26 protein-coding genes are annotated in these 25,451 nt (G+C 69.9%); 23 read left to right on the top strand and 3 right to left on the bottom strand.

What is annotated here, in order from left to right:
- Positions 1-401 precede the first annotated feature (401 nt).
- From LUM46_RS23570 to LUM46_RS23500, 15 genes are all read left to right on the top strand, one after another.
- Positions 402-1,163: a bifunctional DNA primase/polymerase gene (locus tag LUM46_RS23570; RefSeq protein WP_274997509.1), complete on the top strand. Its 762-nt coding sequence runs from the start codon at positions 402-404 to the stop codon at positions 1,161-1,163.
- Positions 1,160-1,549 (top strand): hypothetical protein, encoded by a 390-nt coding sequence (locus LUM46_RS23565; RefSeq protein WP_274997508.1) that lies wholly within the window; start codon positions 1,160-1,162, stop codon positions 1,547-1,549. The genes LUM46_RS23570 and LUM46_RS23565 overlap by 4 nt, the downstream gene beginning before the upstream one ends.
- On the top strand, positions 1,549-2,496 hold the full coding sequence (locus LUM46_RS23560; protein ID WP_274997507.1) for a hypothetical protein: 948 nt from the start codon (positions 1,549-1,551) through the stop codon (positions 2,494-2,496). Before LUM46_RS23565 ends, LUM46_RS23560 begins: the two co-directional genes overlap by 1 nt.
- Positions 2,489-3,556, top strand: coding sequence for a ParB N-terminal domain-containing protein (locus LUM46_RS23555; protein WP_274997506.1), 1,068 nt, complete (start codon positions 2,489-2,491; stop codon positions 3,554-3,556). The genes LUM46_RS23560 and LUM46_RS23555 overlap by 8 nt, the downstream gene beginning before the upstream one ends.
- 2 nt (positions 3,557-3,558) lie before the next feature.
- Complete coding sequence (locus LUM46_RS23550) at positions 3,559-4,254, top strand: hypothetical protein (RefSeq protein WP_274997505.1); 696 nt, start codon at positions 3,559-3,561, stop codon at positions 4,252-4,254.
- A gap of 9 nt (positions 4,255-4,263) precedes the next feature.
- Entirely contained in the window at positions 4,264-5,454 is a 1,191-nt protein-coding gene (locus LUM46_RS23545; protein WP_274997504.1) for a M23 family metallopeptidase, read from the top strand.
- The gene (locus tag LUM46_RS23540) at positions 5,451-5,759 is read left to right on the top strand and encodes a DUF6112 family protein (RefSeq protein WP_274997503.1); all 309 of its coding nucleotides are present in this window, start codon (positions 5,451-5,453) and stop codon (positions 5,757-5,759) included. Before LUM46_RS23545 ends, LUM46_RS23540 begins: the two co-directional genes overlap by 4 nt.
- Before the next feature lie 111 nt (positions 5,760-5,870).
- On the top strand, positions 5,871-6,248 hold the full coding sequence (locus LUM46_RS23535; RefSeq protein WP_274997502.1) for a DUF6112 family protein: 378 nt from the start codon (positions 5,871-5,873) through the stop codon (positions 6,246-6,248).
- Positions 6,248-7,669 (top strand): conjugal transfer protein TrbL, encoded by a 1,422-nt coding sequence (locus tag LUM46_RS23530; RefSeq protein ID WP_274997501.1) that lies wholly within the window; start codon positions 6,248-6,250, stop codon positions 7,667-7,669. The genes LUM46_RS23535 and LUM46_RS23530 overlap by 1 nt, the downstream gene beginning before the upstream one ends.
- 3 nt (positions 7,670-7,672) lie before the next feature.
- The gene (locus LUM46_RS23525; protein WP_274997500.1) at positions 7,673-9,127 is read left to right on the top strand and encodes an SCO6880 family protein; all 1,455 of its coding nucleotides are present in this window, start codon (positions 7,673-7,675) and stop codon (positions 9,125-9,127) included.
- A 32-nt stretch (positions 9,128-9,159) separates the two neighbouring features.
- The gene (locus LUM46_RS23520) at positions 9,160-9,630 is read left to right on the top strand and encodes a hypothetical protein (RefSeq protein WP_274997499.1); all 471 of its coding nucleotides are present in this window, start codon (positions 9,160-9,162) and stop codon (positions 9,628-9,630) included.
- Positions 9,631-9,688: 58 nt separating this feature from the next.
- Positions 9,689-10,138, top strand: coding sequence for a hypothetical protein (locus LUM46_RS23515; protein ID WP_274997498.1), 450 nt, complete (start codon positions 9,689-9,691; stop codon positions 10,136-10,138).
- A 158-nt stretch (positions 10,139-10,296) separates the two neighbouring features.
- The gene (locus tag LUM46_RS23510; protein WP_274997497.1) at positions 10,297-11,217 is read left to right on the top strand and encodes a hypothetical protein; all 921 of its coding nucleotides are present in this window, start codon (positions 10,297-10,299) and stop codon (positions 11,215-11,217) included.
- A gap of 57 nt (positions 11,218-11,274) precedes the next feature.
- On the top strand, positions 11,275-11,754 hold the full coding sequence (locus tag LUM46_RS23505; RefSeq protein ID WP_274997496.1) for a hypothetical protein: 480 nt from the start codon (positions 11,275-11,277) through the stop codon (positions 11,752-11,754).
- A gap of 199 nt (positions 11,755-11,953) precedes the next feature.
- A complete protein-coding gene (locus tag LUM46_RS23500; protein ID WP_274997495.1) occupies positions 11,954-13,312 on the top strand; it encodes an ATP-binding protein in 1,359 nt (452 codons plus the stop codon).
- A 338-nt stretch (positions 13,313-13,650) separates the two neighbouring features.
- Here the strand turns inward: LUM46_RS23500 and LUM46_RS23495 are convergent, their stop codons facing one another.
- The gene (locus tag LUM46_RS23495) at positions 13,651-14,289 is read right to left on the bottom strand and encodes a hypothetical protein (RefSeq protein WP_274997494.1); all 639 of its coding nucleotides are present in this window, start codon (positions 14,287-14,289) and stop codon (positions 13,651-13,653) included.
- Between the two features lie 294 nt (positions 14,290-14,583).
- On the opposite strand from LUM46_RS23495, the gene LUM46_RS23490 reads away from it, so the two are divergent.
- From LUM46_RS23490 to LUM46_RS23480, 3 genes are all read left to right on the top strand, one after another.
- Positions 14,584-15,609, top strand: a complete 1,026-nt coding sequence (locus LUM46_RS23490) for a DNA-processing protein DprA (RefSeq protein WP_274997493.1) — start codon at positions 14,584-14,586, stop codon at positions 15,607-15,609.
- Between the two features lie 49 nt (positions 15,610-15,658).
- Complete coding sequence (locus LUM46_RS23485; protein WP_274997492.1) at positions 15,659-16,141, top strand: hypothetical protein; 483 nt, start codon at positions 15,659-15,661, stop codon at positions 16,139-16,141.
- A gap of 773 nt (positions 16,142-16,914) precedes the next feature.
- Positions 16,915-17,142: a hypothetical protein gene (locus tag LUM46_RS23480; RefSeq protein WP_274997491.1), complete on the top strand. Its 228-nt coding sequence runs from the start codon at positions 16,915-16,917 to the stop codon at positions 17,140-17,142.
- Between the two features lie 605 nt (positions 17,143-17,747).
- Here LUM46_RS23480 and LUM46_RS23475 read toward each other — a convergent pair.
- A complete protein-coding gene (locus LUM46_RS23475; RefSeq protein ID WP_274997490.1) occupies positions 17,748-18,842 on the bottom strand; it encodes a chymotrypsin family serine protease in 1,095 nt (364 codons plus the stop codon).
- Between the two features lie 320 nt (positions 18,843-19,162).
- Positions 19,163-19,540 carry a hypothetical protein gene (locus tag LUM46_RS23470; RefSeq protein WP_274997489.1) on the bottom strand — a complete coding sequence of 126 codons (378 nt, stop codon included), beginning with the start codon at positions 19,538-19,540 and terminating at the stop codon, positions 19,163-19,165.
- Positions 19,541-19,930: 390 nt separating this feature from the next.
- On the opposite strand from LUM46_RS23470, the gene LUM46_RS23465 reads away from it, so the two are divergent.
- The 5 genes from LUM46_RS23465 (at position 19,931) to LUM46_RS23445 (ending at position 25,444) form a co-directional block, all read left to right on the top strand.
- Positions 19,931-20,668: a hypothetical protein gene (locus LUM46_RS23465; RefSeq protein WP_274997488.1), complete on the top strand. Its 738-nt coding sequence runs from the start codon at positions 19,931-19,933 to the stop codon at positions 20,666-20,668.
- An 11-nt stretch (positions 20,669-20,679) separates the two neighbouring features.
- Positions 20,680-21,312: a hypothetical protein gene (locus LUM46_RS23460; RefSeq protein WP_274997487.1), complete on the top strand. Its 633-nt coding sequence runs from the start codon at positions 20,680-20,682 to the stop codon at positions 21,310-21,312.
- Positions 21,313-21,341: 29 nt separating this feature from the next.
- Positions 21,342-23,138 carry a type IV secretory system conjugative DNA transfer family protein gene (locus tag LUM46_RS23455; protein ID WP_274997486.1) on the top strand — a complete coding sequence of 599 codons (1,797 nt, stop codon included), beginning with the start codon at positions 21,342-21,344 and terminating at the stop codon, positions 23,136-23,138.
- Between the two features lie 70 nt (positions 23,139-23,208).
- A complete protein-coding gene (locus tag LUM46_RS23450) occupies positions 23,209-24,261 on the top strand; it encodes a hypothetical protein (protein WP_274997485.1) in 1,053 nt (350 codons plus the stop codon).
- Positions 24,262-24,439: 178 nt separating this feature from the next.
- Positions 24,440-25,444 carry a hypothetical protein gene (locus LUM46_RS23445; protein WP_274997484.1) on the top strand — a complete coding sequence of 335 codons (1,005 nt, stop codon included), beginning with the start codon at positions 24,440-24,442 and terminating at the stop codon, positions 25,442-25,444.
- Positions 25,445-25,451: the final 7 nt, after the last annotated feature.

Genomic DNA, 25,451 nt, shown 5'->3' with positions numbered 1-25,451 from the left:
ATCAACTGTTCGTACCCAGGGGCGCTCACGTACGAGCGAGGCGTCAGGACCTTGTCACTTCGCGCCGCCGTCAAGGCTGAGGGGCGGGGGGTGTCGGGCTGGCGACCCATGCGGTGAAGCGCCCGACAGCGGTGACGAGAGGCAGGCCAGGGGCTCGAGGTAGGTCCGAAGAGATGAGGCGGCGGGCCCGCCGCACACCTGCCGCGGACTGGGCGCGCACCTGCTGCACACCGGGTCGCGATGCCTGATCTGGACGGGCCTTCGGGTGTCCAGCTGGCCCCGCCAATCCTGTGAGAAACGAACTGGTGTGCGCGGCTGACCAGCGGGAACACTGCGCACACCCCTGGCGTGCGCGGTGTTAGGTGTGCGGAAAGCGTGCGCTGGATCGTCAAGGTCGAGCCATGGACACCACGCATGAGCTCGACCCCGCGCCGTTGACGGCTGCCCGGCGCGCGGCCGACACCAGCAGCACCGGTGAGGCTGCCCGGCTGCTGGCTGCGGCGGGTGTGCCGGTCTTCCCCTGCGTCCAGGGCAGCGCCCGCCCCCTGTCGGTGCGAGGTTCCCGGGGCGCGTCCACGGACCTGGATCGGGTGGCGTGGTGGTGGTCGCGTTACCCGACGACCAACCTCGCAGTCCCGACAGGAGCCGCCTCCCGGCTCGACGTCCTGGAGGTCCGCGCCGATCGCACCAAGTCGGGCATCAGCACGCTCCGGCGCGCCATGCGCGCGGGGCTGCTGCCCCAGCCGGGGCTGGTGCTCAGCACACCGACCGGTGGGCTGAGCCTGATCTTCCCTCGCTCGCCGCAGGACACCCAGCAGTCCTGGGACGCGCCGCGCTCAGGTCTCCTATTCCACGGCGATGGCAGTCAGGTCCTGCTGCCGCCGTCGCTGGTTCTGCGCGCCGACGGCGTCGTCGCGCGCGCCCAGCTGGTCGGTCCCGGCAGCACCCGCACGGGCCCGATCGATGCGGACACGCTGCGGCACTTCGTTGATCCCGCCCTCGCGAGAGGCGGGAGGCCGGCCCTGTCACCCAGCGCCGCGGTGCGGGCGGGACGCAGCTGGGGCCGCACCGCTGACCCGCGCCCCATGACGGGTGCGAGGTCCATGTCGCGTCCCGACCCCGACGGCTCCAGCCACCGACCCCCGGAGGTGGTGAGCCTGTGAACCTTCAGTCTCCGCACTCACAGCACGGCCGAGGCCCGCGCGCCCAGCCGGCCCCGCCGAAGACCCCGGCCCCGTCGTCGAGCACCGATCCGCATGCGTTCGACGACCAGGCCCGCCGCAAGACCGCCCGGGCGAAGGCCCCGGCCCGTTCGCCCAGGGATCGGGAGATCGCCTGGGTCCGCGCCGGGGACCTGCCCTCGCTGTTCGCCAGGCGAGTCCTGGTGCGTGGCGTGGACCTGCACGCCGCGCTCGTACGCCGGGCAATGCGCCGACCGACCGCGGCGGCGAAGAACGCCGCCGGGGTCGCCAAGCGGGCGCTCACGCCAGGTGGCCGGCAACAGGAACGGACCGAACCGCAGCAAGGCACCGAAGGGATGGGTATCTGATGACTACCACGACGCTTCCCACCACACCCGAAGCCAGCGAGACCCAGGGCGAGCGGCCGTTGTTCACGACCGGTGAGGGCCTGCGGATCTTGCTGATCCGCCTGCACATGGACGGCCAGCGCGCCTGGTCGACCGATCCGGAGGCCACCGAGCTGATCGAGTTCTGCATGGCCAAGTATGCGGGCATGGCCAAGAAGTACCGGCAGACCCCGCACGACGCCGCCTTCGCGGCGTTCGAAGCCCTACGTGCCCCGGCGACCGCGGAGGCCGACGACCCGTGGGGTGTGGTGACCCGGGCAGTGCAGCTGTCGTTGATGGCCGAGGACCGGGCCAACGGGCTGTTGTGCGACCAGTCCCGTGCCCGGCGCCTGCTGACGTCCGACCAGCACGACGCCACCAGGTTCAGCGACTACGAGCTCGACGGCGCCCGCTCGATCGAGACCGTCACCGGTGCAACGATCACGGTCGACCCGGCCCTGCTGGACCACCTCGACGCCGTCGACGCCGCCGTCTCGTCACGCCCCTCGCAGATCGCAGCGGTCGAGGCCCGCACAGCGCTGGATGTCGCGGCCAAGGTGCTGGCAGGCTTCGGCTGGGACCCCACCGACGCCCGCGGGTGCCTGGACTACATCGCCGAGCGTCTCACGATCACCGGGGATACGGCCCGGGCGTTCGAGTACCTCCGCCGGGACAAGACAGCGCTGGGGCGGTTCGACCTGGAGCTGCGGCGGTGGACCGCGCTGTGCGCCGTCGTCCTCGGCCACCCCCACCACCCCGCCCTGGCGGTCCGCGACGGGTTGCTGGCCCGGCTGATGCGCGGGCAACGCACCACCGAGCTGCTGGGCGACGAGCGCCTCGTGCGCGCTCTGGTCGCCGCCAGCCCCGACCGCACTCCCGCGCCCGAGGACTCGGTGTGGCCCGATCTGCGGGTGGTGTGCGATGCCTGAACCCAGGACACAGAAGCAGGACACCGCGGAAGGTCTCCTGCGCCTGGACGTGGCGGTCGACTCGATCACTGTCGGCGAGCGTCACCGGCACGACCTGGGCGACATCGACGCGCTGGCCGCCTCGATCCAACGGTTCGGGCTGCTGCAGCCGATCACCGTGACCCCGGACACGGTCCTGGTCTGCGGATACCGGCGCCTGATCGCGATCCAACGCCTGGGCTGGACCACGACCCGCCCCTGGGTGCGGCGCGGGATCTCCGACCGGCTGCAAGCCGTGCTGGCCGAACGCGACGAGGAACAGCTACGCAAGCCGCTGGATGATGTCGAGGCAGCACAGCTGTACCGGGAGATCAAGCAGCTCCTGGCCGAGGACGCCGCGCGCCGTCAGTCGATCACCCGATTCGGCGCGCAGGACGACGGCCAGGACGCGCCCGCACAGACCGCGTCACAGGCTGCTTCGCAGCCAGGGGCTAATTCGGACATCGACGGTGGTGGCAAATTGCCACCACCGCGTGACCTGCGGGAACGCTCTCGTGCCCAGGCAGCGCGCATGGTCACCGGAAAGGCCTCCTACAAGCGTCTGGACCGGATCGGGGCCCTGTCGGACATCGCCGAGGACCACACCCGTCCCGAGCGGGTGCGGGCCCTGGCGGCCGATGCCCTGGAGCAGGTCCGGGCTGGCGCGTCCGTGTTTCCGCTGTACGACCGCGTCAAGGCCGAGCTCGCAGCCACCGACCCGACCGCCCAGGCAGTCGAGCCGGTCAGCCAGGACGAGGCCGACGAGGTCGTCGCCGCCGCTGTCCAGCGGTTGAGCCAGCCCGAGCCCGCCCGGGACACCCGCGGCAAGGGACGCCGATCGCTGCGGGCGTGGGCGCTGCTGTGGGAAGGCCTGGACGGGTGGTGGGAGCACTACGACCCCACCGACGTCGGCGCCGGCACTGACGAGAAGGACTGGGCCGTCTTCGAGAACGTCCTGGACCAGACCACCCGGTTCGCCGCCGCAGCCCGCGCCGCACGCGACCAAGCCCAGGCCGCTCGCCGAGACCGGACGGAGGCATGAACATGCGCAACTCACTGAAGACCTGGGTCTTGGCGCACCGCTTCCTCAGCGTCCTGATCGTCATGCTCGCCCTGGTGCTTGTCGCCGTCGGGCTTCGGCTCCTGACCCCGAGCGCCGCGGAGGACCACCGAGCAGCTGCGTCACCGGCGGCCCCCTCCGGTGCGTCGCGCGAGGTCGACGGCCCTGCCCACAGCGCCCCCGACCCGACAGCGGTGCCGAGCGCCCCGATCCGCCAGACAACAGATCCGGACAGGTTCGTCCGGGCAGTCGCCGAGGGCCTGTTCGCCTGGGATACCACGAGCACCAATCTCCCCGGCCTGACCGAGCAGCTCCTCACGGTGGCGGATCCGACCGGTGAGGAAATCCCGGGACTGCTGATCGACCTGCGGACCTACCTGCCCAGCCCGAAGGTCTGGACGCACCTGGGGCAGTACCGGACGCGTCAGTGGCTCGAGGTCACCGACGTGGTCGAGCCGGCGGCGTGGCGCGAGGCGCTCGCCCAGGCACCCGACGGTGCGGTCGCCGAGGGGACGACGGCGCGCACCGTGACCGGAGTGCGGCACCGGGCCGGGACCTGGGACGGCGAACCCGCCGCTGTGAGCTCACCGGTGCAGTTCACGGTGTTCGTGGTCTGCGGCCCGGCCTACGACCAGTGCCACCTGCTGCGTCTGTCCGCCTCCGACGCAGCCCTGCACTGAGGGACACCCATGATGCGCTTTGTTGCAGTCGTCGCTGTGGTGGTGTTCCTGTTCGGGCCCGCCACCGCGCTGACCGCATACGCCCTCCTGGCCCCGGCCAACAGCGCTTGCGCGCCCAGCGGCACCGCGGTCGGTCCGGTCGGATCGGTGCCCACTGCGCTGACCGCGTCCACGACCGGTGGGGACGTCGTGCGCCTGGACCGCGTCCAGCTCGGCCATGCCGCCACCATCATCACCACCGGATCAAGAACCCAGGGTGCGGGACGGGACGGGATCCTGGTCGCGCTCATGGCGGCGCTGACCGAGTCGCACCTGCGGATGCTGGCCAATCCCGGCGCCTACCCCGACTCCACGAGCTATCCGCACGACGGGACCGGGCAGGACCACGACAGCCTCGGACTGTTCCAGATGCGCCCGGCGGCCGGCTGGGGAACCGTCGCCCAGCTCATGGACCCCGGCTACCAGTCCGCGGCGTTCTTCGGCGGTCCCACCGGACCGAACCATGGGTCGCCGCGGGGCCTGCTCGACATCCCCGACTGGCAGCAACTGCCCAAGGGAGCGGCAGCCCAGGCGGTGGAGGTCTCGGCGTTCCCCGACCGGTACGCCCAGTACGAACCCGTCGCGCGCGCCATCCTCGAGCGGCTCACGACCGAGCCCAGCACGGGCACACCCGGCCAGGCGGACAGTCCAGTCGTGTCGTCGCGGATCGTGTTCCCGCTGCCCGCCGGCACCTGGACCCGCACGTCCGGATTCGGTATCCGGACCCACCCGGAGACTGGGGAACGGAAAATGCATGCCGGGACCGACTATGCCGCCCCCGCCGGCACACCGGTGCTCGCGCTGGCCGACGGTGTCGTCGCCTACGCCGGGCCGGACCCGTACGCGGGCAACCTGATCGTCATCGACCACACCATCGCGGGCCCTGGTGGGGCTCAGCGTGTGGCCTCGGCGTACGCGCACGTGATCGACGGCTCCACTGCGGTGGTTGAAGGTGACCACGTGAACGCCGGGGTTCAGATCGCACAGGTTGGCTCAACGGGGCTATCGATCGGGCCGCACCTGCACCTGGAACTCCACCCGGGCGGGTTCGACGCCCCGGCGATCGACCCAGAACCGTGGCTCGCAGCTCACTCCCCTACCAGCGTGGACGGCTCAGCCGTCCAGCCGGCCACCGGGTGCTCGATGGAGGCGACACCATGACGACCTCACCAGTTTCGCTGGTAGTAGCCGCCAGCCTGATCGCAGGGGTCGGCCCGGACTTCGGTGCGGTGACCGGCAGCCGCCTGTTCCCGATCATCGGCGCGCTGCTGACCATCGCCCTGGTGATCGCGGTGGCGATGCTCGCCGTCTGCGCGTTCACCTGGGGCATCGCGTCAGCCTCCGGGAACTGGCAGATCACGAGCAAGGCCAGGGCGGGTGTCCTCATCTGCGTCGCTGGCGCGGTGATCATCGGTGGGGCCTTGGCCTGGACGAACTGGCTCATCGACCTCGGCAACACCCTCTAGCGACCCGCGGCCGGCGATCACGCCTACCAGCAGCACCGCCGGTTCTCCCCCGCATGGTGCGGGCGGCACACCTGCCCAGCGCAGACATCACCGCGCTGAGGGAGAACCGCCATGCTGCACAGCCTCCACACCACCACCCACGCCGTCTCAGCGGCCGCTACCCACGCCTCTGAGCACGCCGCCCTATTCGCGACCAAGCTCGCGGCCCGGCTGCCCCGGGACGTTGACATCCGGCCGAACACGGACGGCCTGCCGGGGATCCCGCAGCTGAAGGAGATCGTCGGCGCGATCATGAGCATCGGCCTGATCCTGGCCGTGGTCGCCCTGATCATCGCCGCGATCGTGTGGGCGTTCGGCGCCAACAGCTCCAACCCGCACCTGGCCGGCCGGGGCAAGACCGGGATCCTGGTCGCCGCCGCGGCCGGCGTCGTCTGCGGAGCCGCCGTCGCGCTGGTCAACTTCGGCTGGGACCTCGGGCAGCAGATCTGATGGACGTCTGCTCTCTGCCCCTGGTCGCGCAGGTCTGCGCCGGGTCCGCCTCAACAGCTGTCTCACCGATCCAGCCCGTGGCGGACCTGGTCGGTGACCTGGCCGCCTGGGTCCTGGAAGGCATGTGGGCCCTCATGGTCACCACGACCATGACCGACGTCACCAGCGCGCCCTTTCGCCGGGTCTACGCCCTGGTGTTCGGCATCGCCGTCCTGGTCATGCTGCTGTTCTTCCTGCTGCAGATCATCACCGGCATGGTCCGCCGCGACCCCGGCGCCCTCGGCCGCGGTGCCCTCGGCCTGGGCAAGTCCATCCTGGGTTCCTTCGTGGTCGTCACACTGACCGCGGCACTGCTGGAGATCACCGACCAGCTCTGCCATGGGCTGGTCCAAGCGGCGGGAACCACGATGGAAGAGGTCGGGCACCGGCTGATCGTCATGGTCACCGGTATCGCCATTTCCAACATGGCTGTCGGCGTCGGCCCCCTGCTGACACTTTTCCTGGCCGGACTGGCGTTGTCCGGAGCGTTCGCGGTGTGGATCAGCCTGCTGGTGCGCTCGGCCCTGATCCTGGTCGCGATCGCCCTGGCGCCGCTGGCGTTGGCGGGCGCGTCGTGGGACGCGACCCGCGGGTGGGTGACGAAGTGGGCGACGTTCACCGTCGCGCTGATCCTGTCGAAGCTGGTGATGGTGGTGATCTTCCTGATCGCGACCGAGCAGATGTCCGCTCCCATCGAGGCCGACATCGCCTCGCTCGCTGAACCGCTGACCGGGATCGTGCTGCTCGTGGTCGGCGCGTTTGCGCCGTACCTGACCTACAAGGTCATCAACTTCGTCGGCTTCGACCTGTACCAGACGATGACCACGGAGTCCGACGCCAAGGAAGCCATCAACCGCCCAGTGCCCTACATGCCAGGCGGCTGGTCCCGACCTAGCCCCGCCAAGGTCCTGGGTTCCGACGGCACCGCCGGCGACGGAGGCGGCGGAGGCGGCGGAGGCGGCGGCGGAGAGGGAGCAGGCGCTTCGCGCACCACGACCGCCTCGAGTGGCACCAGCGTAGGCGGCGGCACGGAAGCAACCGGTGCTGGCTCCGCGGCCGGTACCGGCGCTGGTTCGAGCGCGGGTGCGGGTGCGGCTGCTGGCTCGGGCGCGGGTGCTGCGGCGGCCGGGCCCGCAGCTCCGGTCGTCGCAGGAGCCGCCTTGGCCAAAGCCGCATTCGATTCGGGTGCGACCACCGGTCAGGCACTGAGCGGCCAGGCCGCACAGACCAGCGACGGTGCGACACTTCCCTCCGCCGAGCAGCTCGCACAGGCCGGTGCCCCGTCCAGTGCACGCCCGACCCAACCGGCCAGCACAGGCGCGGAACCGCCGTCGACGCCGCCCCGGGACCAGCCCGGGATCCTCTTCCAGGACGGGGAGTAAGCCATGACCGACCATGCCCAGACAGGTGGGCAGCTTCGTGCGGTGAAGTTCTCTCGCCTGTCCAAGCGGGCCCTGCTGCTGGGCCTGACCGCGACCCAGCTGGCCACGATCGGTATCGGTGGACTGCCTCTGGTGGTCGCGCTCTACACCGGCACCGGTGCCCTGTATGCGATCCCCGTCCTGATCGTGGCCGTCGCGGCGGCACTGATATCCGTAGGTGGGCGGCAGGCAGTCACCTGGGTCCCGATCGTGGCGTCCTGGGGATGGCGCACCATCAGTGGGCAGCTGAGCTTCCGCGCCCGGATCACTGGCCGGACCGCACGGCCTCGCCCGGCCGGAACCCTGGCCCTGCCCGGGGACGCCGCGGCGCTGCGCCAGTACACCGACCCGGTCACCGGGGCCGTGCTCGTGCACGACCCCCACGCCCCAACTCTCACCGCGATCCTGCCCGTCACCCACCCGGCGTTCGTGCTGCTCGACCCGGGCGAGCAGCAGCGCCGCGTCACGGCCTGGGGCCGGGTCCTGGCCACGGTCTCCCGCTCCGGGCACATCGCCGCGCTCCAGGTGGTCGAGCGCACGCTGCCCGGCTCGGGGGCCTCGTTGGCCGACTGGTGGCAGACCCACGGCATCGACGACGCGTCCTTCGCCAGCCGGACGTACGCGGACCTGATCGACCGGGCCGGGCCGGCTGGCGAACAGCACGCCACCACCATCGCCCTGTCCCTGGACATGAACACCGCCGCACGCACCATCCGCGCCGCTGGTGGCGGGCTGCGAGGAGCCGCCGCCGTGCTGCGGCAGGAGGTCGAGACCCTGACCATCGCGCTGCGCGCCGCCGACCTCACACCCGGCCAGCCCTACGACGCAGGCCAGCTCGCGGTGCACCTTCGTACCGCCTACGACCCCGCCATCGGGCCCGCGCTGGAACGCCACCCGACCCTGGGTCGGGAGCTGGCTGCCGCGGGACCTATCGCGGTGACCGAGACCTGGGGCAACCTGCGCGCCGACGGCGCCCACCACTGTGTCCTGTGGATCTCTCAGTGGCCCCAAGCTCAGGCCTACCCGGGGTTTCTGGCCCCGCTGCTGCTGTCCTCCGGCGTCCAGCGGAACCTGTCATTGACTTACCGGCCCGTGCGTCCAGACGTCGCGATGCGGGAGCTTCGTCGTCGTCGCACCGGGCACCTGTCCGACGCGACCCAACGCGCCCGCATGGGACAGACCACCGACGCCACCGACCAGGCCGAGCTTGCGGACGTCCTGCAGCAGGAGGCTGACCTCGCCGCCGGGCACAGCCTCCTGACCGCCACGGGACTGATCACCATCAGCGCCGCCGATACCGAGCGGCTCGAGCACGACGTCGCCGCCGTCGAGCAAGCCGCAATACAAGCCGGTATCGAGACTCGCCGCCTGTGGGGACACCAGGCGCAGGCGTTCGCACGCTCGATCCTGCCCAGTTGAGCCGACTCCCGACCCCTGGTGCCAGGTGTCTGGTGGACGAACGCGATCAGCCCGACACGGTGGGGCCTGCGCACCTGTCGTCCATGAACACGCGCACACCTCAGCTCAACACGGGGCCGGTCATCACCCAGGTCGGACCGCTGTATCTCTCGCTGCGGCACGTCGGCGACGAGCCGGGCGAGAACGGGGACGTCCTGCACCGGTACAGCTACCTCGTGATCGACCAGGGACCGGCCGGGCAGCGATACCGGGCCACGGACCTGCACAACCAGGGCGCCGTCGATACCGACGCGGCCATGTGCAGCCTGCTCGGGCACCTGTGGGCGATCGGCCGCACCTTCCAGGACACCGAACCCGACGGCTCGATGGACGACCTGCCCCAGTGGCTCCAGCGCACGGCCGCCGACTACCTCGACGAGCTGATGGAAGGCATGGAACTACACGAGGAGGTGCTGCTCGGGCCGACCGACAAGACGTTCGACTTCGACGACCCAGAACCCTGACCCCGTTCCCGACCACCACTTCCGCCACGAACCGGCTTGCGCCCGAGAAGGAGCCACCATGACCACCTCGCCTTGGGTCATCGATGCGGACCCCGTCGAGACCGCATCCGCCGTCGCGAAGACGATGCGACGCCTGGTCCACGAGACCAGCAGCCTGACCAGCCTGGACGACCAAGCGCCCCAGATCACTGCCGAGCTCCTGAGCGTGCTGCGGGAGATGGCCGCTGTCACCACGCACCTGGCCAGCCTCAGCTTCGAGCACCCCACACCCCCGGCGCCGGACGGCGACCTCGGCGCCTTCCCCCGCAGCTCGCCCGCTGTCCGGGCGGCCGACGGGTTCAACGACGCCACCAACCTGCTCTACCTCGCCTGCCAGCCCCTGGCCGGCGCGAAGAACGAGACCACCCGCCCGACCGGCACGGCTGAGACCGACCGCAAGCCGCCCAGCCCCGGCCCGGGCCCGGATCACTCCCGGCGCGAGGAACCCACGTACCAGCCCTCGCTGTAGCCACCACCGCTGGAACCGATTCCGGCCGCTATCCGTGGGCTGCGGGCCGCGTGAGCCAGTTCATGGCCCGCGCGGCCAGCGGCATGACCGGACCTCGCCACGCCACACGGTTCGCACGCGGTCAATGCGCCCGTGCTTGTCCCGCACACCTGTCCGGCATGAACAACGACACCTCCCCCAGCACCCGAAGGCTGGTCACGCGCCAGGCTGGTTCGCTGAGCCTGGCGCTATGGCACGACGGCGCCGCCCCGGACGAGCACGGCGGCTACCGGCAGCTGTACGCCTACCGCATCGCCGACGCCACTGTCCCTGGCTCGGTGCCGCACGACGGACGGGACATCCACTCCGGTGTCGGCGCCGACGTCGACGTCGTCACCGGGATGGGGACGCTGGTGACGTTCCTGTCCGCGGCGGCCGACGCGTACCGGTACCAGATGAGCAATCCGGTCAGCGCCCCGGAGAACCTGAACCTGTTCCCCGCCTGGGTCGTGGAGGCCGCGTACCTCAACTCGGACGAGCTGGCCATGCTCGCCCTCGAGCTGGAACACCCGAACGGTCCCGCGGTCGTCGAGCCCGCCACGGTAGAAGCACCGCCGATCGCCTCTCCTGTTCAGGAGGTGGCCGACGACGGGCCGGCGTGGCCACCGGGCCGCTACTACACCGTGGTCTTCCTCCAGGACGAGGAAGGGCACGCGGTCGTGGACCTGCTGGACGAGCACGGGGTAGAGGCCGCGATCGAGCACCTGGCGCAGTGGGACTTCGGGTCCGAGACCCTGGAGGCGGCTTTGTTCAACGAGGACTACCACGCCGAGGTCCCCACCTACCAAGGCACGCGTGAAGCACGCAGCGACTCCTACGTCCTGAGCTACCAACCTGGGCTGGGAACCGTGCACCTGTTGCGCGAGCTCCCCACCGAGAGCCCCGCAGGGTGGCCCGACCGGTACACGGGCTTTCGCAATCCGGCAGCCAACGCCCTTGCTGAGCGGCCGCCGCAGACGGCGGCGTCCGAGCGCGCAGGTCGGCACGCGCCGCATTCCGAGCCCCCACAGACCAGGCCCGACGACGGGTTGTCCCTGTGACGGTGCCCGGCGCGCACCTGCTCGATGTCCCAGCACACCGAGGCTCAGGAGCTCGTCATGGACAACACCAACCCGCAGCACGACGCCGAGGACGCCGCCGAGGCCCTGCGCCGACTGGCGCAGTCCACGCGCACCTTAGATGACCCGTCGGACACGTACTGGGTGATCACCGACCTGGCCGCCGTGGTCCGCCGTCTGGAACAGGTCATCGCCCAGGTCCAGGCCGCGCACCGGGACAACCTGCAGTTGGCGCACGACGACCAGGGCAAGGCCTCGACCGGACAGGTCCAGGCGCTCACCGCGGTCGAACACCTGCGCAAGGCCGGCCAGCTGTTCGGCCTGGCGTACGTCAGTCTCGACCTCGCCATGGGGCACTCCGGGGCCATCGCCTGGTACCCGGGCACCAACACCACCGCTGGGGCAGGCGGTCGACGGCCTCGCGCCCAGGCACGGCACGCTCGCCACGACGACGAGGCTCGCGAGGCTGTCCGCCCGGGCACGCGGTCTGTCGGCCAGACCGGGAAGCACGCACGATGACCCGGCAGCGCTGCAATGGAGCTCGACCGGGCATCCGGCACGACTTTGGGCCGACGCTGTGAGGCCCATCGAGCGGATCCACACCGCGACCCTGACCACTGGTCGTGAACCGAGGTCGGTGCGCCGCGGCCGCCAACGAGCCGCGGCAGCGGTCCTGGCCCGAGCTCGCCAGGACCGTTTGCGGTCCGACCAGTTGCGCATGGAGGCCGAGCGAGCCGAGTCCCAAGGTCAGCGGTTCCTGCCCCGTGCCGGCGACCGTGGCCCGGCCGCGCTACGCACCCCCGTCCGGTTCCGCGTGCCACGTCACCAGGACACGTCCGCGACCTGGGCTGGCGCTTACCCGTTCCTCGCCGAGGGCGGGCTCGGAGCGGACGGGGTGTTCGTCGGCCGCGATCTGCACTCTGGCAGCAGCTTCGTCTACGACCCGTGGGTGCTGTACCAACGCGGTTTGGTCACTGCACCGAACATGGTCGTGGCCGGGATCGTCGGCGCCGGCAAGAGCGCCCTGGCCAAAGCCCTCTACCTGCGCTCCCTCGCGTTCGGGCGCCGGGTCTACATCCCCTGCGACCCCAAGGGCGAGCACACCGCAGTCGCCCACGCCGTCGGCGGTCGAGCCATCGCACTCGGCCCCGGGATGGCTGCACGGCTCAACCCGCTCGACGAGGGCCACCGGCCAACCAGCACCGACGCGGCGGCCTGGGCGGAGCAGGTCACCGTTCGACGGCGGTCCCTGGTCGGTGCGCTGACCGAGGCGATGTTCGGCCGGGCCCTGCACCCGGTCGAGCACACCGCGATCGACATCGCCCTGGGCGCCACCGTCCGGACCAGTGACGTCCCCGTGCTCCCGCGGGTCGTCGACTACCTCATGGCCCCGGACCGCAGCGATGACACGGACGGCCGCCTGGCTGAGGACGGCAGGCACGTCGCCCACGCGCTACGCCGGCTCGTACGCGGCGACCTCGCCGGCCTGTTCGACGGACCCTCCACCATCCAGTTCGATCCGTCGTTGCCGATGCTGTCCCTGGACCTGTCGCGGGTCGCGGAGAACAACTCGGCCCTGAGCGTGCTGATGACCTGCGCGTCCGCATGGATGGAAGGAGTACTAGCCGACCCCGACGGCGGGCAACGCTGGGTGGTCTACGACGAGGCGTGGCGCTTGATGTCCCACCCGGCGCTGCTGCGGCGCATGGACGCGCACTGGCGCCTGGCCCGCCACTACGGCATCGCCAACATGCTCGTCATCCACCGGCTGTCCGACCTGGACAACGTCGGCGACACCGGCAGCGCGCAACGCTCCCTAGCTGCTGCGCTCCTGGCCAACGCTGAGACCCGGGTCATCTACCGGCAGGAGACCGACCAGCTCGGCACCACCGCAAAGGCCCTGGACCTGACCCGTACCGAGGCCACACTTCTGCCCACCCTCGGCCTGGGGCAAGGCCTGTGGCGCATCCGCAACAGGTCCTTCCTGGTCCAGGCCCAACTCCACCCTGCCGAAGCCCACCTCTTCGAAACTGGCTCGAAAGCCGCCGGGACCCCCCAGAGGACTGCGCGAACCTGAAGCTTTCTCCGGGCCGCTGCCGGTGCTGCAGCCGCGTTAAACGCGGACAGCAGCTCCGGCAGCGCCTGCTCGAGCTGAGTGCGAAGACAGCCAGGATAGGTCCCCGCGCTGGAGTCAGCCTGCCTTGCTCTCCAACTCGGCAGATCGAGCCCGCCTGAACCTGAGAACCGCGAACACAAAGGCGGCCAGTGAGCCAACCACTGGCAGGAATATGGCTGCCGCCAAGACTAAGAGTCGCCGAACCAGCGGTATATCGCCCCAGGTGGCGTATGCTGCGGCCACGATTCCTGCGCTCCATACGACGAGCAGGATCCACTCCGCCGGCGTGATTGCGAACACTAGACGTTCCACCTCGTGACGATCGTTCCGTACCCGTTACAGAGTAGGCCCTGCGTGCCGAACCTGGTGTCCTGCAGCGGCGTGGTCAGTGCCCAGTCTGTCTTGCACCACCCTGACGGAGCATTCGCACCGGTACGACCCGAGTAGCTCGAGCTATCGATCGATCGGAACGGAACGTAGTTCACGTGCGTGTTCCAGCAGTTCTGGATCGACGTCACTGAGGCACCATTGGTGGTGAATGTCATTCGAGTGTAAATGCGGGTGTACGCAATGCCGAAAATCTTCCAGTCCTGCTCGACGTACCTGGTGCGCGTGGCGAGGGCCCCTACGTCACTCGGCCCCGAAACTGGATCGCCACCCTCCTTCAATGAGGTCTCGACCTCGGGGTTCGCGGCGAGATCGAAAGCTGGTGTGAGGAAATCTTCGTCGTTCAGAATCTCTAGCGAACGCGCTTGCTGCTCGGCAGTCAGCTCATTCCAGAGTGCTTCTTCCTCCGCAGGAAGCTCGAGCTTGACGTCGGAACTGGTGATACTCATTGTGGAGACTGGCTCCTCCTCAGCCACTGAATTCATCGGGCTCAGGCTGGTACCCGCGACTGCCAGCGGCAGCACCGCCTTGACGATCATCAACTTCAGCATGGTGGATCCGTTTCACTCGTCGCTTCACAGCCGACACCTCGTGTGACGGCCCCGCCGAGCATAGTTGGGCATCTCGGATATTTGCCACGTAAGTGGCACACCCGGCTGCGTCACTCGCGGAAACCAGGAGCCCTCTGTCAGGCCGATCCCCTGTCCCGCCTAGACCCCCGGCGCTCTCACGGACGCCCTTGACGGTGTGTGTGCACCTGGTTGGTACCAGATGCACGCACATCCAGAGGGCACAGCATGGACGAGCAGCAGTCGCACGGCGCGGAACAGTACCTCACACCGGCAATGAGGCGAGATCTATCCGAGATCGCGGACAGGGCGATCGACGAGCGCGCGGCACGGATCGTCCTCGCCCTGGCGTGCGAGCCCGGGGACCAGCTCGCACCCCAGCTTGTGGCCGCGCACGGCGCCGTCGACCTCGTACGGCAGGTCTCCGACGGTGCACTACAGGGAGAGACCCCACGGTTGGCCCGCTGGCGGCAGGATGTCGCCGGTCGTCTGGACCTCGCCGAGGTCAGCCGGGTCCTACTGCAGACCGAAGAGCTCGGGCTGGGCACTCTGATCCCCGGTGAACCCGGCTGGCCAGCCCTGGCGGGGAACCCGGCGACCCACCCGCTGGTGCTGTGGACCCGCGGTGACTCGTCGCACCTGACCAGCGACGCGCCGCGGGTCGCGGTGATCGGGGCGCGTGTCCCCACCGACTACGGCCGGGACGTTGCCCGCGCCCTGGCGATCGACCTGGCCGACCGTAGAGTCACGATCCTCGGGTCCGGCTGGCCTGGCGTCGACGCCACAGCCGTCCTGGGTGCAGCCTTGGCCGGCGGGCCTGCGATCGCGGTGCTTCCTGCGGGGCTGGACCGTCCCTACCCCAGCAGCAATGCGAACCTGTTCCGGGCCACCGTCGCCAACGGTGGTGTTCTGGTCAGCGCCTGCCCACCCGGACGAGACACGAACAGAACCCGCACCCAGGCCCGCGGCCGGCTTCTGGCCGCGCTGGCTGACGCCGTCGTGGTCACCGAGGGCGCCTACCGGTCCCACGCGATCAAGATCGCACAGGAGGCCGTGCGCCTGGGCGTGCCCGTCGGCGCGGTTCCCGGACCGATCACCGACGTCACGAGTACCGGCACCAACGACCTGCTGCAACGGCGCGTGGCGCGCATCATCACCCACGCCACCGACGCGACGAACCTGATTACCGCACCCCGCCCGGCCACACCGGCAGCGGCAGGCCGCTCGTCCGGGCAGGAGCCCGTGGCGCCACGGCCTGGGAATGACAGCCCGTCGACCCCACCGGCTTTGATCCCGCTCTGACACCAGAAAGGAACCCGAGACCCGCCCTGCCGCACGACTGGAGACTGCGATGACAGACGAGCCGATGCTTCCTCAGGCGTGGGACCTGCCCGTGGTCCGGGCCCTGGACGCGATCAAGTCCCTACCCGGGCTGGATTCCGACCATGTCGAGTTCGACACGTTCCGGTTCTCCGCGCCGAGCGCGAGTGGCCCGACGCAGTCGGCCATGATCCATGCCTACCAGCCCGTCACAAGCGCACGGTTCACCGTGAAGTTCACGGTCCGGGGCAGCACCTATGACGTGCAGAGTCACGACGGGCAGCCGTTGACCGTGAGTGGCGTCGCCGACCTGCTGCACCTGCCGCTGGCCAGCGCCGACCGGGCTGTCACCCTGCTCAAGGCCGGGCTGAGCGAGGCGCTGAGGATCTACAACGAGGCCCACGCCCCGGCGCCCCACCACGAAGGACGACCCGCCACCATCGCAAGGGCCAGAGAGCCGTGGCCGTTCGCCGCTCGACCAGGAACCGACGAATCATCGGACCTGAACCTCTGACCTTGGCCCGCGCCCGGCTTGCCGGCGAGAACCGACCTGACAGGGCGCGGTGGACAGCGGTCGGCGCACGGCTGCGCCACACGTCACCAGGATGATTACTCCGAGCCGGGTTCGGGTGGCTGCCGGGTGGTACTACCGGGGATCCGACTGTGGTCGGCGTGCCAACGCCCGATCAGATATCCGCCGACGAACGCCAGCAAGATGGCCCCCGCCATCAGCAGAGCCAGCAGCGGCCAGGTCACAAGAGCCCCCAGCCCAGGCCCGGCCAGTACGTCTGCTTCCAAGTGGTTGGGCAAGAGGTCCACTGGCGGTCTGCGGTGCGCTGAAACGTCACCGCGGCGTTGTGTTCCACCTGAAGATCGTGCCCTTCCATCGTGTACGGCACGACCCGGAGCAGGACTGTGTCCGGCCGGCTGATGACCTGTTCATCCTGACCGCGGCCCCCCTTGCATACGAGAACTGCCCGTGGCGTGCCCCCACGGGCAGCGCTCGGCCGTCACAAGAACTAGCGGTCGAACATGGCGTCGCCGACGCACCTACCTCCCACACGACCTGTGGGAGGACCAAATGCGCAACGACACTCGCTCGCTCGAGCAGAAGATCGCCGATCGCGACGACGCGCGCTGCGACCAGCCGAGGAGTATCGCGAGCCCACCGACAGCGAGTGGGACGAGTTCCTCGGCCACTTCGCCAGGCGAAAGCTCGAGCTCGGGACCTTCGGACGCGCCTACGGCACCGGCTGCCAGCACGAGCACGCATGCATCCGCTGCCCGATGCTGCGCCCTGACCCCGCCCAGCAGGACCGGCTCGAACAGATCATCGCCAGCCTCGGTGAACGCATCACCGAGGCCGCGGATCACGGCTGGAAGGGCGAGGCCGAGGGACTGCGCACGAGCCTTGCCGCCGCGAACGCCAAACTCGTCCAAATGCGTCGCACCGCGACGAACCTCGGCATGCCCACCACCCGCCCCGACACCAGCCGACCGCGGCCCTCCTCCTGAACCCCACCGTGGCGGTGGGCAACCCACGGACCCACCGCCACGGACACGGCGACGGCGACGGTGGCATGCCAACCACGCCGTCCTGCACGCCGAGGTCACCAGCATCCCCTGGAGGCAGGTCTTTAGTTGCGGCGCGCATGCGCGAAGCCGACACGGGCGGACAAAGCACGCGTCTGGGTCTTTCCCATTTCTCGCCGGATCGCAAGTCCGCCACTACCAAAGCCGAGCGCAGAGAATCCGGCGACAGTTCAACGTCGGGCACGCACCCGTTTCCGCAGGAGCACTGCGAGGGACTCGCTGGGCAAGCACACCGGTCGGCTACCCCGCTACCGGCTCTCGGCCCTGGGGACTGCCCAGTCCGGACCGACGATCCGCTCAGAATCCGCTCAGCCCGGCCGACGTGCATCTCGACGTTCCGCGCAAGATCGTCGATCCCACTGGTGACGCTGAGGTGCGCGAATGGTCCCGAAGGGACGACGTGCGGGGTCAAGGCTGCGCTGGTTGAGACCAACAGCGAGTCACCAACTCGAATCGGTGAGATGCCGCGTGGCCCCGAGCTGAACGCTCGAGGCCACGTGGATCTGTCTGGATACTGACGGCATCTGCTAGCCGACAGTGGCTACATCCCAGCCGAGTCGGTTCCCGACGGCCACCACTGGCGTGGCGAGGATGACGGGACTGCACTTGCGGTCGAACATCCCGTCACCGCCCGGTACACCTCGGCAGTTCCCGCTGGACTCGGACACGGGGCCACCGGAGACGAGGCCGACGGCCAGTCGCTGGGTGCCCGATCCGGAAGTGACCACCTCGTAGCCAGCCCCGCCGCTGTCACCGTCCCCGGCTGCTGGGAGGCCTGCCTCTTGCTCGGTCCGGAATCCTGAGACCGAACCCAGATCGCCGCCGAGGTTGTACGGGACCGCACTCGCGGTGACGATGCTGCCGCACAGCGTGCCGCTGTATGAGCCCGAGTAGCAGATCTCCTGCCCGATGTACGGCGTGCGCTGCCCATGCACTGGCGCGAAGGTAGTCGACTCCCATCCACCGGTCCAGACGTAGGGCTGCGAAAATCCGGAATCGATGATCGCGCCGTCATAGTCGGTGTTGCGCTGGATCATTGTCCCGTAGGAGTACGCGTAGGTGCCGTCGGACGTGATCCAGGTCGATCCCGTCTCGCCACAGTGTGCGGCGGTCATCATCGCTTGGCGGCTGGGGTCGTCGGAGTCGACAACAGCGAAGCCCGAGGTGCAGTCCGCGACGATGTAGGGGTCCTCGAACAGTGAGATGCGCGCACCACCAAGGTGGTAGTTGACGTCGTTCTGCCGCGAGTTGAACGCGTCGATGGATGAGGTGTCGAACGTGACAGGAATGTCAACGCTCTCCGCCAAAGCAGCCCGTGCGACCGAGGAGCCCGGCTGTAGGGAGACATGAACCGCTGACGCGTCGTGCTCCGGCGTCACCGACGTGACCGCCGGGTCCGACATAAGGGTCTTAACGGCACTGCGGACGATGCCGGGCGAGTAGGGCGTCTGCTTGATCTTGACCGACACGTCCTTCGCGCCACCGATGAGTCCGCGCATGTCGCTCGGCACCTTGCCGTGCCAGTGGACGATGAGTGCGGATCGATCGCGAAGGACCTCCGCGGAGGCGAACTGACGGTGGGTGGCGTAACGCTCGGTGATCGTGGAGGCGAGTGCGCTCATCTCCTCTGTCACGGGCGGAAGCGCCAAGTCCTCCACACCGGGACCGGAAGAGGAGGATGCCCTCTCGGGCCCTAGTTCCGATTGGGCGATGCTGCCACTGGCAGGTACGAGCGGATCACGCCCATCTGCCGCTGTAGCCACGCCGCCGACGGCGAGGAGCGAGGACGTTGCCGCTAGAGCAAGAGCAATTCTGCGGAATCTCAAGGTGTCTCCTTGTGCTTCGCTTGGAAGTTGCTTGCCCCAGCAGTCTATTTCTGGGCATAGCAGACACAAGGTGACTCAGGCACCAGCCCGGGTGAATCGGGCATCACGCCCGCATATCAACCAGTACCGAAAGGCATGATTCGGTCGGTTGTGGCCTGGACAGGGATGTCGAGTCGTGTGGCAAGTTCTGCCGCAAGTTCGTCTGCGCTTGCTCCCGGATCGACCGTGATCGTAAGTCCAGTGAAGTCGTGCATCGACATCGCGGATGTCACATCCGGTTCTGTCTCGACGAGCGTGGTGGCAGTGTCTCGGAGCAAGCCAGGCTCTATCGGCGCATCACGCACGTCGACCTGGATGTCTGCTGCGATGTCGTGGACACGCTGTGGAACAGAACCGTGCCAGTAGACGAAGAGCTGACCGTCGTCGACTCCCGCAGAGCCGAAGTCACGATCGTCTGCGAACGTCTCGGTCAGCCGTGCGGCGACCGCGCCCACGTCCGCGCGCGGCGTCGTGGCGGGGCTGGCGGGGCTGGCAGGGCTGGCGGCGACGCTCCCCGACTCCGTCGTGACCGGAACGCGCGCAGGTGTGCTTGTCGCGCACGATGCAAGGACGGACGCGATCGCCGCAGAAAGGGCGATCCACCGTACGTGATACCTGCTCACAGCCACCTCACTCACCCCTCGCGGGCCGCTCTCACGCTAGCAGCAGGCGATAGACGAGGAAAGAGACGGTCGGGACCATTCAGCTCTGGCCGTCGTCCAGGTCTCCTGGGATGCCGATCGACCCCAGCACTTCACGTTCCTCTGCGCTACAGATTTCAACTGGCTGGGCGAGGAGCTGGGGCGTCGCGCACACCTTCCTGACGAACCCGTCAGGAGGCCTGGATGCGCACCAGTACACGATTCGCCGAAGACCAAGCTGTCGACGACGGCGGCATCATCGCCAGACTCTCGTGCCCTCGCGGACGGTCAGGATCGCCGGTCGGCGACGTAAGCGGCCCAACTACCGGCGGCGTCTGCGAAAGCGCTGGCGCCGGTCGCGAGTCGCAGGTCCAGGACTCCGCCGACCACGGCTGGTGGCAGCTCGCGGGAGAGCCGGCCGAGGGCCGCCAGACGCAGGAGGCGTGGTGCGATGCCCGCGCGGCGCAGCCTGCTGCCGGGCACCGCGGCCCGCAGGTGCGCGCCAGCGTGCCCTCCGGTTGGTGCAGAAAAGAGCTCGGGCACGTCGTCCTGCATGACAGGGACAACGTCGACGCTGTCGTCCATCGCGGCATTGCCGAGGTCGGGGCCGAGTCGTTCGCCTTGATGATTGCCGCTTCGCACGGCATGAATACCAAGCAGTGCACCGTGCCGTACGTCGCGACCTGGGCTTCCCGCGTACGTGGGCAGGACCCGGTCACGACCATCCAGCAGACCGCCGCACGCGTCCGCGCCGCGGCCCTGCAAGCCCTCGACCGGCTCGAGGTACCACAGGTCCCGGACGGAGCACCGCCCACCCCGACGACCTCCACGCCGGTGTCCGACCGCTCGGAGACGTCGCAGCGCAACCCGCCGCGCACCGAGCAGCCCGCACCGGCCCGGCCCACACCGAGCACACCCCTTATGGAAGGACCGGGACTGTGAACGGGCGGCACGTGCCCGTAACGCTGCCCCGGGCTCGCTTCGACGTCGACCCCGACGGACATCTGGCGGTGTTCGTCGACGGCCAGCCTTGGCAGCCCCCGACCGACGAGCGGGCCGCGGGCGCCGGCGGGGGCATGGTCCGGCTGGGGCGCAGCGACGTGCTGTGGGCCAGGCAGCAGATCGCCAACGAGCTGGGCACCCCCGTCCTGGTCGAGGTCGTCGACACCGGCCAGCCGTACTCCGACGTGATCGATCCCGACGGCTATCAGGCCACAGAACCGCCCCGACGTGGAGCGCCTCCCGAGCCGGAGCGTGGCCGATACGCGCCGGGCGAGCCGGTCGCGATCAGTGTCGTCGTTGCCCGTACGCACGCCGACGAGCACGGACATGTGCGCTATCGGCTGCCAGCCGCGCTCGGCAACAAGACAGTCCTCGTCCACGGCGAGACCTCCGGAACCACGCTCCCGCTGGACCCGACGCCTCTCCCCGCGCGAGCCACCAACACCAGCGAGACACGCTCCCGACCGTCGCTCACCGGCCACAGTGTCGATGCGCGCCGGCGCCAGCCCAGTGCAGGTCATGCCCCGCAGCCCGCCCGGCCCACGCCTCGGGAAACGCCTGACGCCGGGATGGGGGCGCTGTGAGGACGCCGTCGTCGGCGCCAGGGCGCGCCATGGGTGACGAGCTGACCGACCTCGGCCTGATCAGCCTGGGTGCGCTCATCGGGTTGGCCACGGTGCTCCGGGTAGCGGGCAGCCTCGCCGCGTGGGCCACCGGTGCTGGTGCACCGACCGGGAGTGCGCTGGCCGGGTTGGGTGTCCTCCTTCGGCCAGCCGACCCCGGTGGCGTGCTCGGTGCGGACGGCCTGCACCCGGTCGCGTACTGGGTCACGGTGGCCCTGCTCTTCGCTGCCCTGGGCGTCGGGGTCTGGCAGGTGATCCAGGCGGTACTGGGGATGAACCACCGACAGGCCCGCAGCCCGCACCACACCCCCGGGACCGCCACCCGCCGCGACGTCACCCACACCGCCTCCGAGCGGGTGCTGGTCAAACGATCCGGCACCCTACGACCGTCGCTGCCCAAGCCAACGGCCCCTGAGGTCGGGTACCAGCTCGGGACCGCGCACGGACAGGGCGTGTGGGCCTCGGTCGAGGACTCGCTCCTCGTCCTGGGGCCACCCCGGTCAGGCAAGGGCCTGCACATGGTGGTCAACGCGATCCTCGACGCACCCGGAGCGGTCGTGACAACCTCGACCCGGCCCGACGCACTGACCGTCACCCTCAAGGCCCGCGAGCGGATTGGTCCAGTCGCCGTGTTCGACCCGCAAGACCTGGCCAAGGGGCTGCCCGCCGGGCTGCGGTGGTCGATCGTGCGCGGCTGCGAAGACCCCTTGACGGCGATGATCCGCGCCACCGGCCTTGCCTCCGCCACCGGGATCGGCGGCGGCAGCACGGAGAATGGCGGGTTCTGGGAGGGCATGACCCGCTCCGCCCTGCAGGCCATGCTGCACGCCGCCGCCCTCGACGGCCGCTCGGCCCGGGACCTGTTCGCGTGGTCCAACTCTCCGTCCGCGGCCGAGGACGCCGCGGCGATCCTGGCCTCCCACCCGGACGCGGCCACGGGGTGGGGGCAGTCGCTGGAGTCGATCATCCAGGCTGACCCCCGCACCCGGGACTCCGCGTGGATGGGCGTCAAGCAGGCACTGGCCTGCCTGGCCGACCCCCGCGTCCTGGACAGCGTCTCCCCCGGCCCGGACGAGTCGTTCGACCCCGAGGCCTTCCTCCGGAACAACGGGACCCTGTACCTGCTGGCCACCGGTGCCGGGGCGGTGACCTCAGGGCCACTGGTGGCGGCGTTCATCGAGGACCTGGTCGAGACCGCCCGCCACCTCGCCGCGGCATCCCCCGGCGCCCGCCTGGACCCGCCACTGCTGCTGGCCTTGGACGAGATCGGCAACCTCGCACCCCTGCCGTCGCTACCCACGCTGATGGCAGAGGGCGGCGGTACCGGGTTGACCACAATGCCGGTTCTGCAGTCCCTGTCGCAGGCGCGGGACAAGTGGGGTGAGAACGCGGCCAACGCGATCTGGGACGCCTCGATCGTCAAGGTCATCCTCGGCGGATCCTCCTCCTCGAAGGATCTGGCGGACTTCTCGAGCCTGATCGGGGAGCGTGACGAGTTCACCGACACCCACATCCGCGGCGAAAGAGGCGCCCGCACCCTGCAACGGGCGGTCCGCAGGGTCGCGATCATGCCGCCCCAGGCGATCCGCATGCTGCCGTTCGGGATCAGCCTGGTCCTGCTGCGCGCGGCGCCACCGATCATCACCGATCTGCGCACCTGGACCACCAGGCCCGACGCAGATCAGCTCACGACGGACCGCACCCAGGTCGAGACCCTGCTGCAGACAGCAGCTCGCCGCACCCGCCAGACAGAGGCCGGGTCAGACCGCCCGCGCCCGCCACTGTGAGCCGCCAGGTCCAGAGCAGGCACGGGAAGGGCACAGGAACGACCCAGGACGGCAAGAGGGAGCGCACGTCATGGACGAGAGATATGTGGGCGGGCCGGCAGGCGAGCAGAGCGAGCGACTCGATGGGGGTTTCGATCTCGCCGCGGACCTGATCATGGGCCCGGTTAACTCAGACCTGGATTTGGCGGGGCAGGTGGCCGCGGTGATGGACCGCCTGGCACTGGACGCGCATCTGCAGGTCTCGGCCGTCGACCGGCACTGGCAGATCGCGATCCACCTGTGGCCGGCGCTGAAGACCGTCACGAGCAGAACAGGACTCCTGACCGGGAGCCTGGTGGCCACGGGAGTCGATGCCGACATGCTCGCTGGTGTCGGTCCGCACCCGCACTACCCGCGAGACCCGCGCCGGCACCTCACCTTCCACGCCGCGACGCCACCCACCTCCCAGTGGCCCCATCAGGACCTGCCGGGTTACGGACTCGGCCGTCACGGCGATCCTGGGCGGTACGACCTGGTGCTGCTCAACCTGGCCTTCCACGACGCGGCCTTGCTCGACCCCGACCGGCGCACCCGCCTGGGCAAATACCACCGTGAGGTGCTGGCCAGCGCGCTGGAACGGACGACACCGGGCGGGCTCACCGTCGCCCTGACTTCGCCGGTGTTCCTGGACCATCCCGACTCCGACCTGCGCCGGGCGGTCGCCGAGCGGGCCGACCTGGTCGGGGCGGTGCGCCTGCCTGCCGGTGCGATGCGCCCCGACAGCCACGCCGAAGGCCCGACCGACGTCGTGCTCCTGCACCACCGCCGCCCTGGTCAGCCCGGCCCCGGTATCCCCGCAGCGCGCGAAGTGACGACCAACAGCGGCCGTGGGCACCTGAACGAGTACTGGCTCGACAACCCCGACCACGTGCTCGGCCACCTCGAGCTCTCGGAATCCGGCACCTTCACGGTCCGACCCGGGGGTGAACCGCTGGGCCGACTCCTGCAGGCCGCTTTCGACCAGATCGCCTCGAACGCCATCAACATCCTGACCGCCAGCCCGAGCTCACCACGCCCTGCCCCACCGCCGGGGCTGTCCGCCGGCCCAGGACCCACAGACCCGGGTAGCGCCCCGCGCCTGTAACGGGCTGCGGCCTACCCGCCGCGCCACAGGGACACGCGGTGGTGCGGGTCGCACACCTGAACAACGACCGCGGTGCGGCCCGATCGCAGACCCGGCCAGGGCCTGCACCAGTCACCGCACGCGACGCGCGGGCCCGCGCCGAGCAGGGCCACGGCGCAGGAGCTCAGGGGAGGGTGTCATGAACCGGTACGAGGAGCGTCTGATCGAAGCCGACCGGCTCGCGATGACCGCACACACCCGTGCGGACGCGACCAGCGGGCACCACTTCCTCGCCCGGCAGATCTGGCACACCGCCCAGGCGCTAGGCGTGCCGCCCGGCTCAGATGTCCTGGTGACCGGGTCCGGCTCCGCACAGCTGATCGGCACCGCCCCGGTCACGCATCCGACTGGGAGCATGTGGGAAGGGTCAGTCCCGTGGCGGGCTCAGATTCCGCCTCGGTGGCCCTACCCCGCGTACACCGTCAACCCGCAACCGGCCGATGGTCGCGCCCGTGGCCCGTTCGCCGTCCAGGTGATCTCCCAGGTCGGGCTGGACGTGCATGTCCGTAGCCTGGCGGCCTGGTCCTACCAGCAGCGCCGGTTCCACGAAGACCTCACCACAGCACTGCAGAGGTCCGCGCCGGGCGGGCTCGTGTTCGCGTTGGCCCATCACTCCATCTTGGACAGTGCCGGGCTGGACGACTCCGCGCATTCCCCGTGGGAGCAGACCGGCCAGGTCGCGGACTTCCTCGGCGCCGCCCGCCTGCCGTCCCACGCGCTGCGGGCCGAGGACCGGTGCGACGCACCGGCCGACCTGCTGATCTTCCGCCGCCGCTCCCCCGGACCCGACCAGCCGGGTAGCGCGCTCATGGTGCCTCGGTCGCAGTGGATGCCGGGCGCCGGGATCCCCGTCACCACCTACTACCGCACCCATCGTGAGCATGTCCTGGGCCTGCCGATGGCCCGGACCGATCAGTGGGATCAAGAACAGCTCGCCGTCGTCGACACCAAGCGCACCTGGCAGCACCGACTGCCACGCGTGCTGGACCAGATCGCCCGCGCCCACAGGCCGGCCGCCGGGCCGGGGACACCCTCGGGCCTCGACGTCCTGGCCACGCCCCGCCCGACGACGCGCCCGAGACCGCGGGCCGGGGTCGAGACCACCCGACCACCACGGGCCACGGACCCCGTACCGCCCCTATGAATCCACC

It is taken from the genome of Promicromonospora iranensis, assembly GCF_028994805.1.
Taxonomy (GTDB): Bacteria; Actinomycetota; Actinomycetes; order Actinomycetales; family Cellulomonadaceae; genus Promicromonospora; species Promicromonospora iranensis.
This window is presented reverse-complemented; position numbering and strand designations above follow the sequence as displayed.

Excerpts from the sequence above, each read along its gene's own strand:
- LUM46_RS23485 (WP_274997492.1), top strand. The coding sequence starts at position 15,659 with ATGACAGACGAGCCGATGCTTCCTCAGGCGTGGGACCTGCCCGTGGTC.
- LUM46_RS23515 (WP_274997498.1), top strand. The coding sequence starts at position 9,689 with ATGACCACCTCGCCTTGGGTCATCGATGCGGACCCCGTCGAGACCGCA.
- LUM46_RS23530 (WP_274997501.1), top strand. The coding sequence starts at position 6,248 with ATGGACGTCTGCTCTCTGCCCCTGGTCGCGCAGGTCTGCGCCGGGTCC.
- LUM46_RS23550 (WP_274997505.1), top strand. The coding sequence starts at position 3,559 with ATGCGCAACTCACTGAAGACCTGGGTCTTGGCGCACCGCTTCCTCAGC.
- LUM46_RS23465 (WP_274997488.1), top strand. The coding sequence starts at position 19,931 with ATGCGCACCAGTACACGATTCGCCGAAGACCAAGCTGTCGACGACGGC.
- LUM46_RS23450 (WP_274997485.1), top strand. The coding sequence starts at position 23,209 with ATGGACGAGAGATATGTGGGCGGGCCGGCAGGCGAGCAGAGCGAGCGA.
- LUM46_RS23545 (WP_274997504.1), top strand. The coding sequence starts at position 4,264 with ATGATGCGCTTTGTTGCAGTCGTCGCTGTGGTGGTGTTCCTGTTCGGG.
- LUM46_RS23540 (WP_274997503.1), top strand. The coding sequence starts at position 5,451 with ATGACGACCTCACCAGTTTCGCTGGTAGTAGCCGCCAGCCTGATCGCA.
- LUM46_RS23495 (WP_274997494.1), bottom strand. The coding sequence starts at position 14,289 with ATGCTGAAGTTGATGATCGTCAAGGCGGTGCTGCCGCTGGCAGTCGCG.
- LUM46_RS23480 (WP_274997491.1), top strand. The coding sequence starts at position 16,915 with ATGCTGCGCCCTGACCCCGCCCAGCAGGACCGGCTCGAACAGATCATC.
- LUM46_RS23570 (WP_274997509.1), top strand. The coding sequence starts at position 402 with ATGGACACCACGCATGAGCTCGACCCCGCGCCGTTGACGGCTGCCCGG.
- LUM46_RS23475 (WP_274997490.1), bottom strand. The coding sequence starts at position 18,842 with ATGAGCGCACTCGCCTCCACGATCACCGAGCGTTACGCCACCCACCGT.
- LUM46_RS23455 (WP_274997486.1), top strand. The coding sequence starts at position 21,342 with ATGGGTGACGAGCTGACCGACCTCGGCCTGATCAGCCTGGGTGCGCTC.
- LUM46_RS23525 (WP_274997500.1), top strand. The coding sequence starts at position 7,673 with ATGACCGACCATGCCCAGACAGGTGGGCAGCTTCGTGCGGTGAAGTTC.
- LUM46_RS23500 (WP_274997495.1), top strand. The coding sequence starts at position 11,954 with ATGGAGGCCGAGCGAGCCGAGTCCCAAGGTCAGCGGTTCCTGCCCCGT.
- LUM46_RS23560 (WP_274997507.1), top strand. The coding sequence starts at position 1,549 with ATGACTACCACGACGCTTCCCACCACACCCGAAGCCAGCGAGACCCAG.
- LUM46_RS23510 (WP_274997497.1), top strand. The coding sequence starts at position 10,297 with ATGAACAACGACACCTCCCCCAGCACCCGAAGGCTGGTCACGCGCCAG.
- LUM46_RS23535 (WP_274997502.1), top strand. The coding sequence starts at position 5,871 with ATGCTGCACAGCCTCCACACCACCACCCACGCCGTCTCAGCGGCCGCT.
- LUM46_RS23445 (WP_274997484.1), top strand. The coding sequence starts at position 24,440 with ATGAACCGGTACGAGGAGCGTCTGATCGAAGCCGACCGGCTCGCGATG.
- LUM46_RS23505 (WP_274997496.1), top strand. The coding sequence starts at position 11,275 with ATGGACAACACCAACCCGCAGCACGACGCCGAGGACGCCGCCGAGGCC.
- LUM46_RS23490 (WP_274997493.1), top strand. The coding sequence starts at position 14,584 with ATGAGGCGAGATCTATCCGAGATCGCGGACAGGGCGATCGACGAGCGC.
- LUM46_RS23555 (WP_274997506.1), top strand. The coding sequence starts at position 2,489 with ATGCCTGAACCCAGGACACAGAAGCAGGACACCGCGGAAGGTCTCCTG.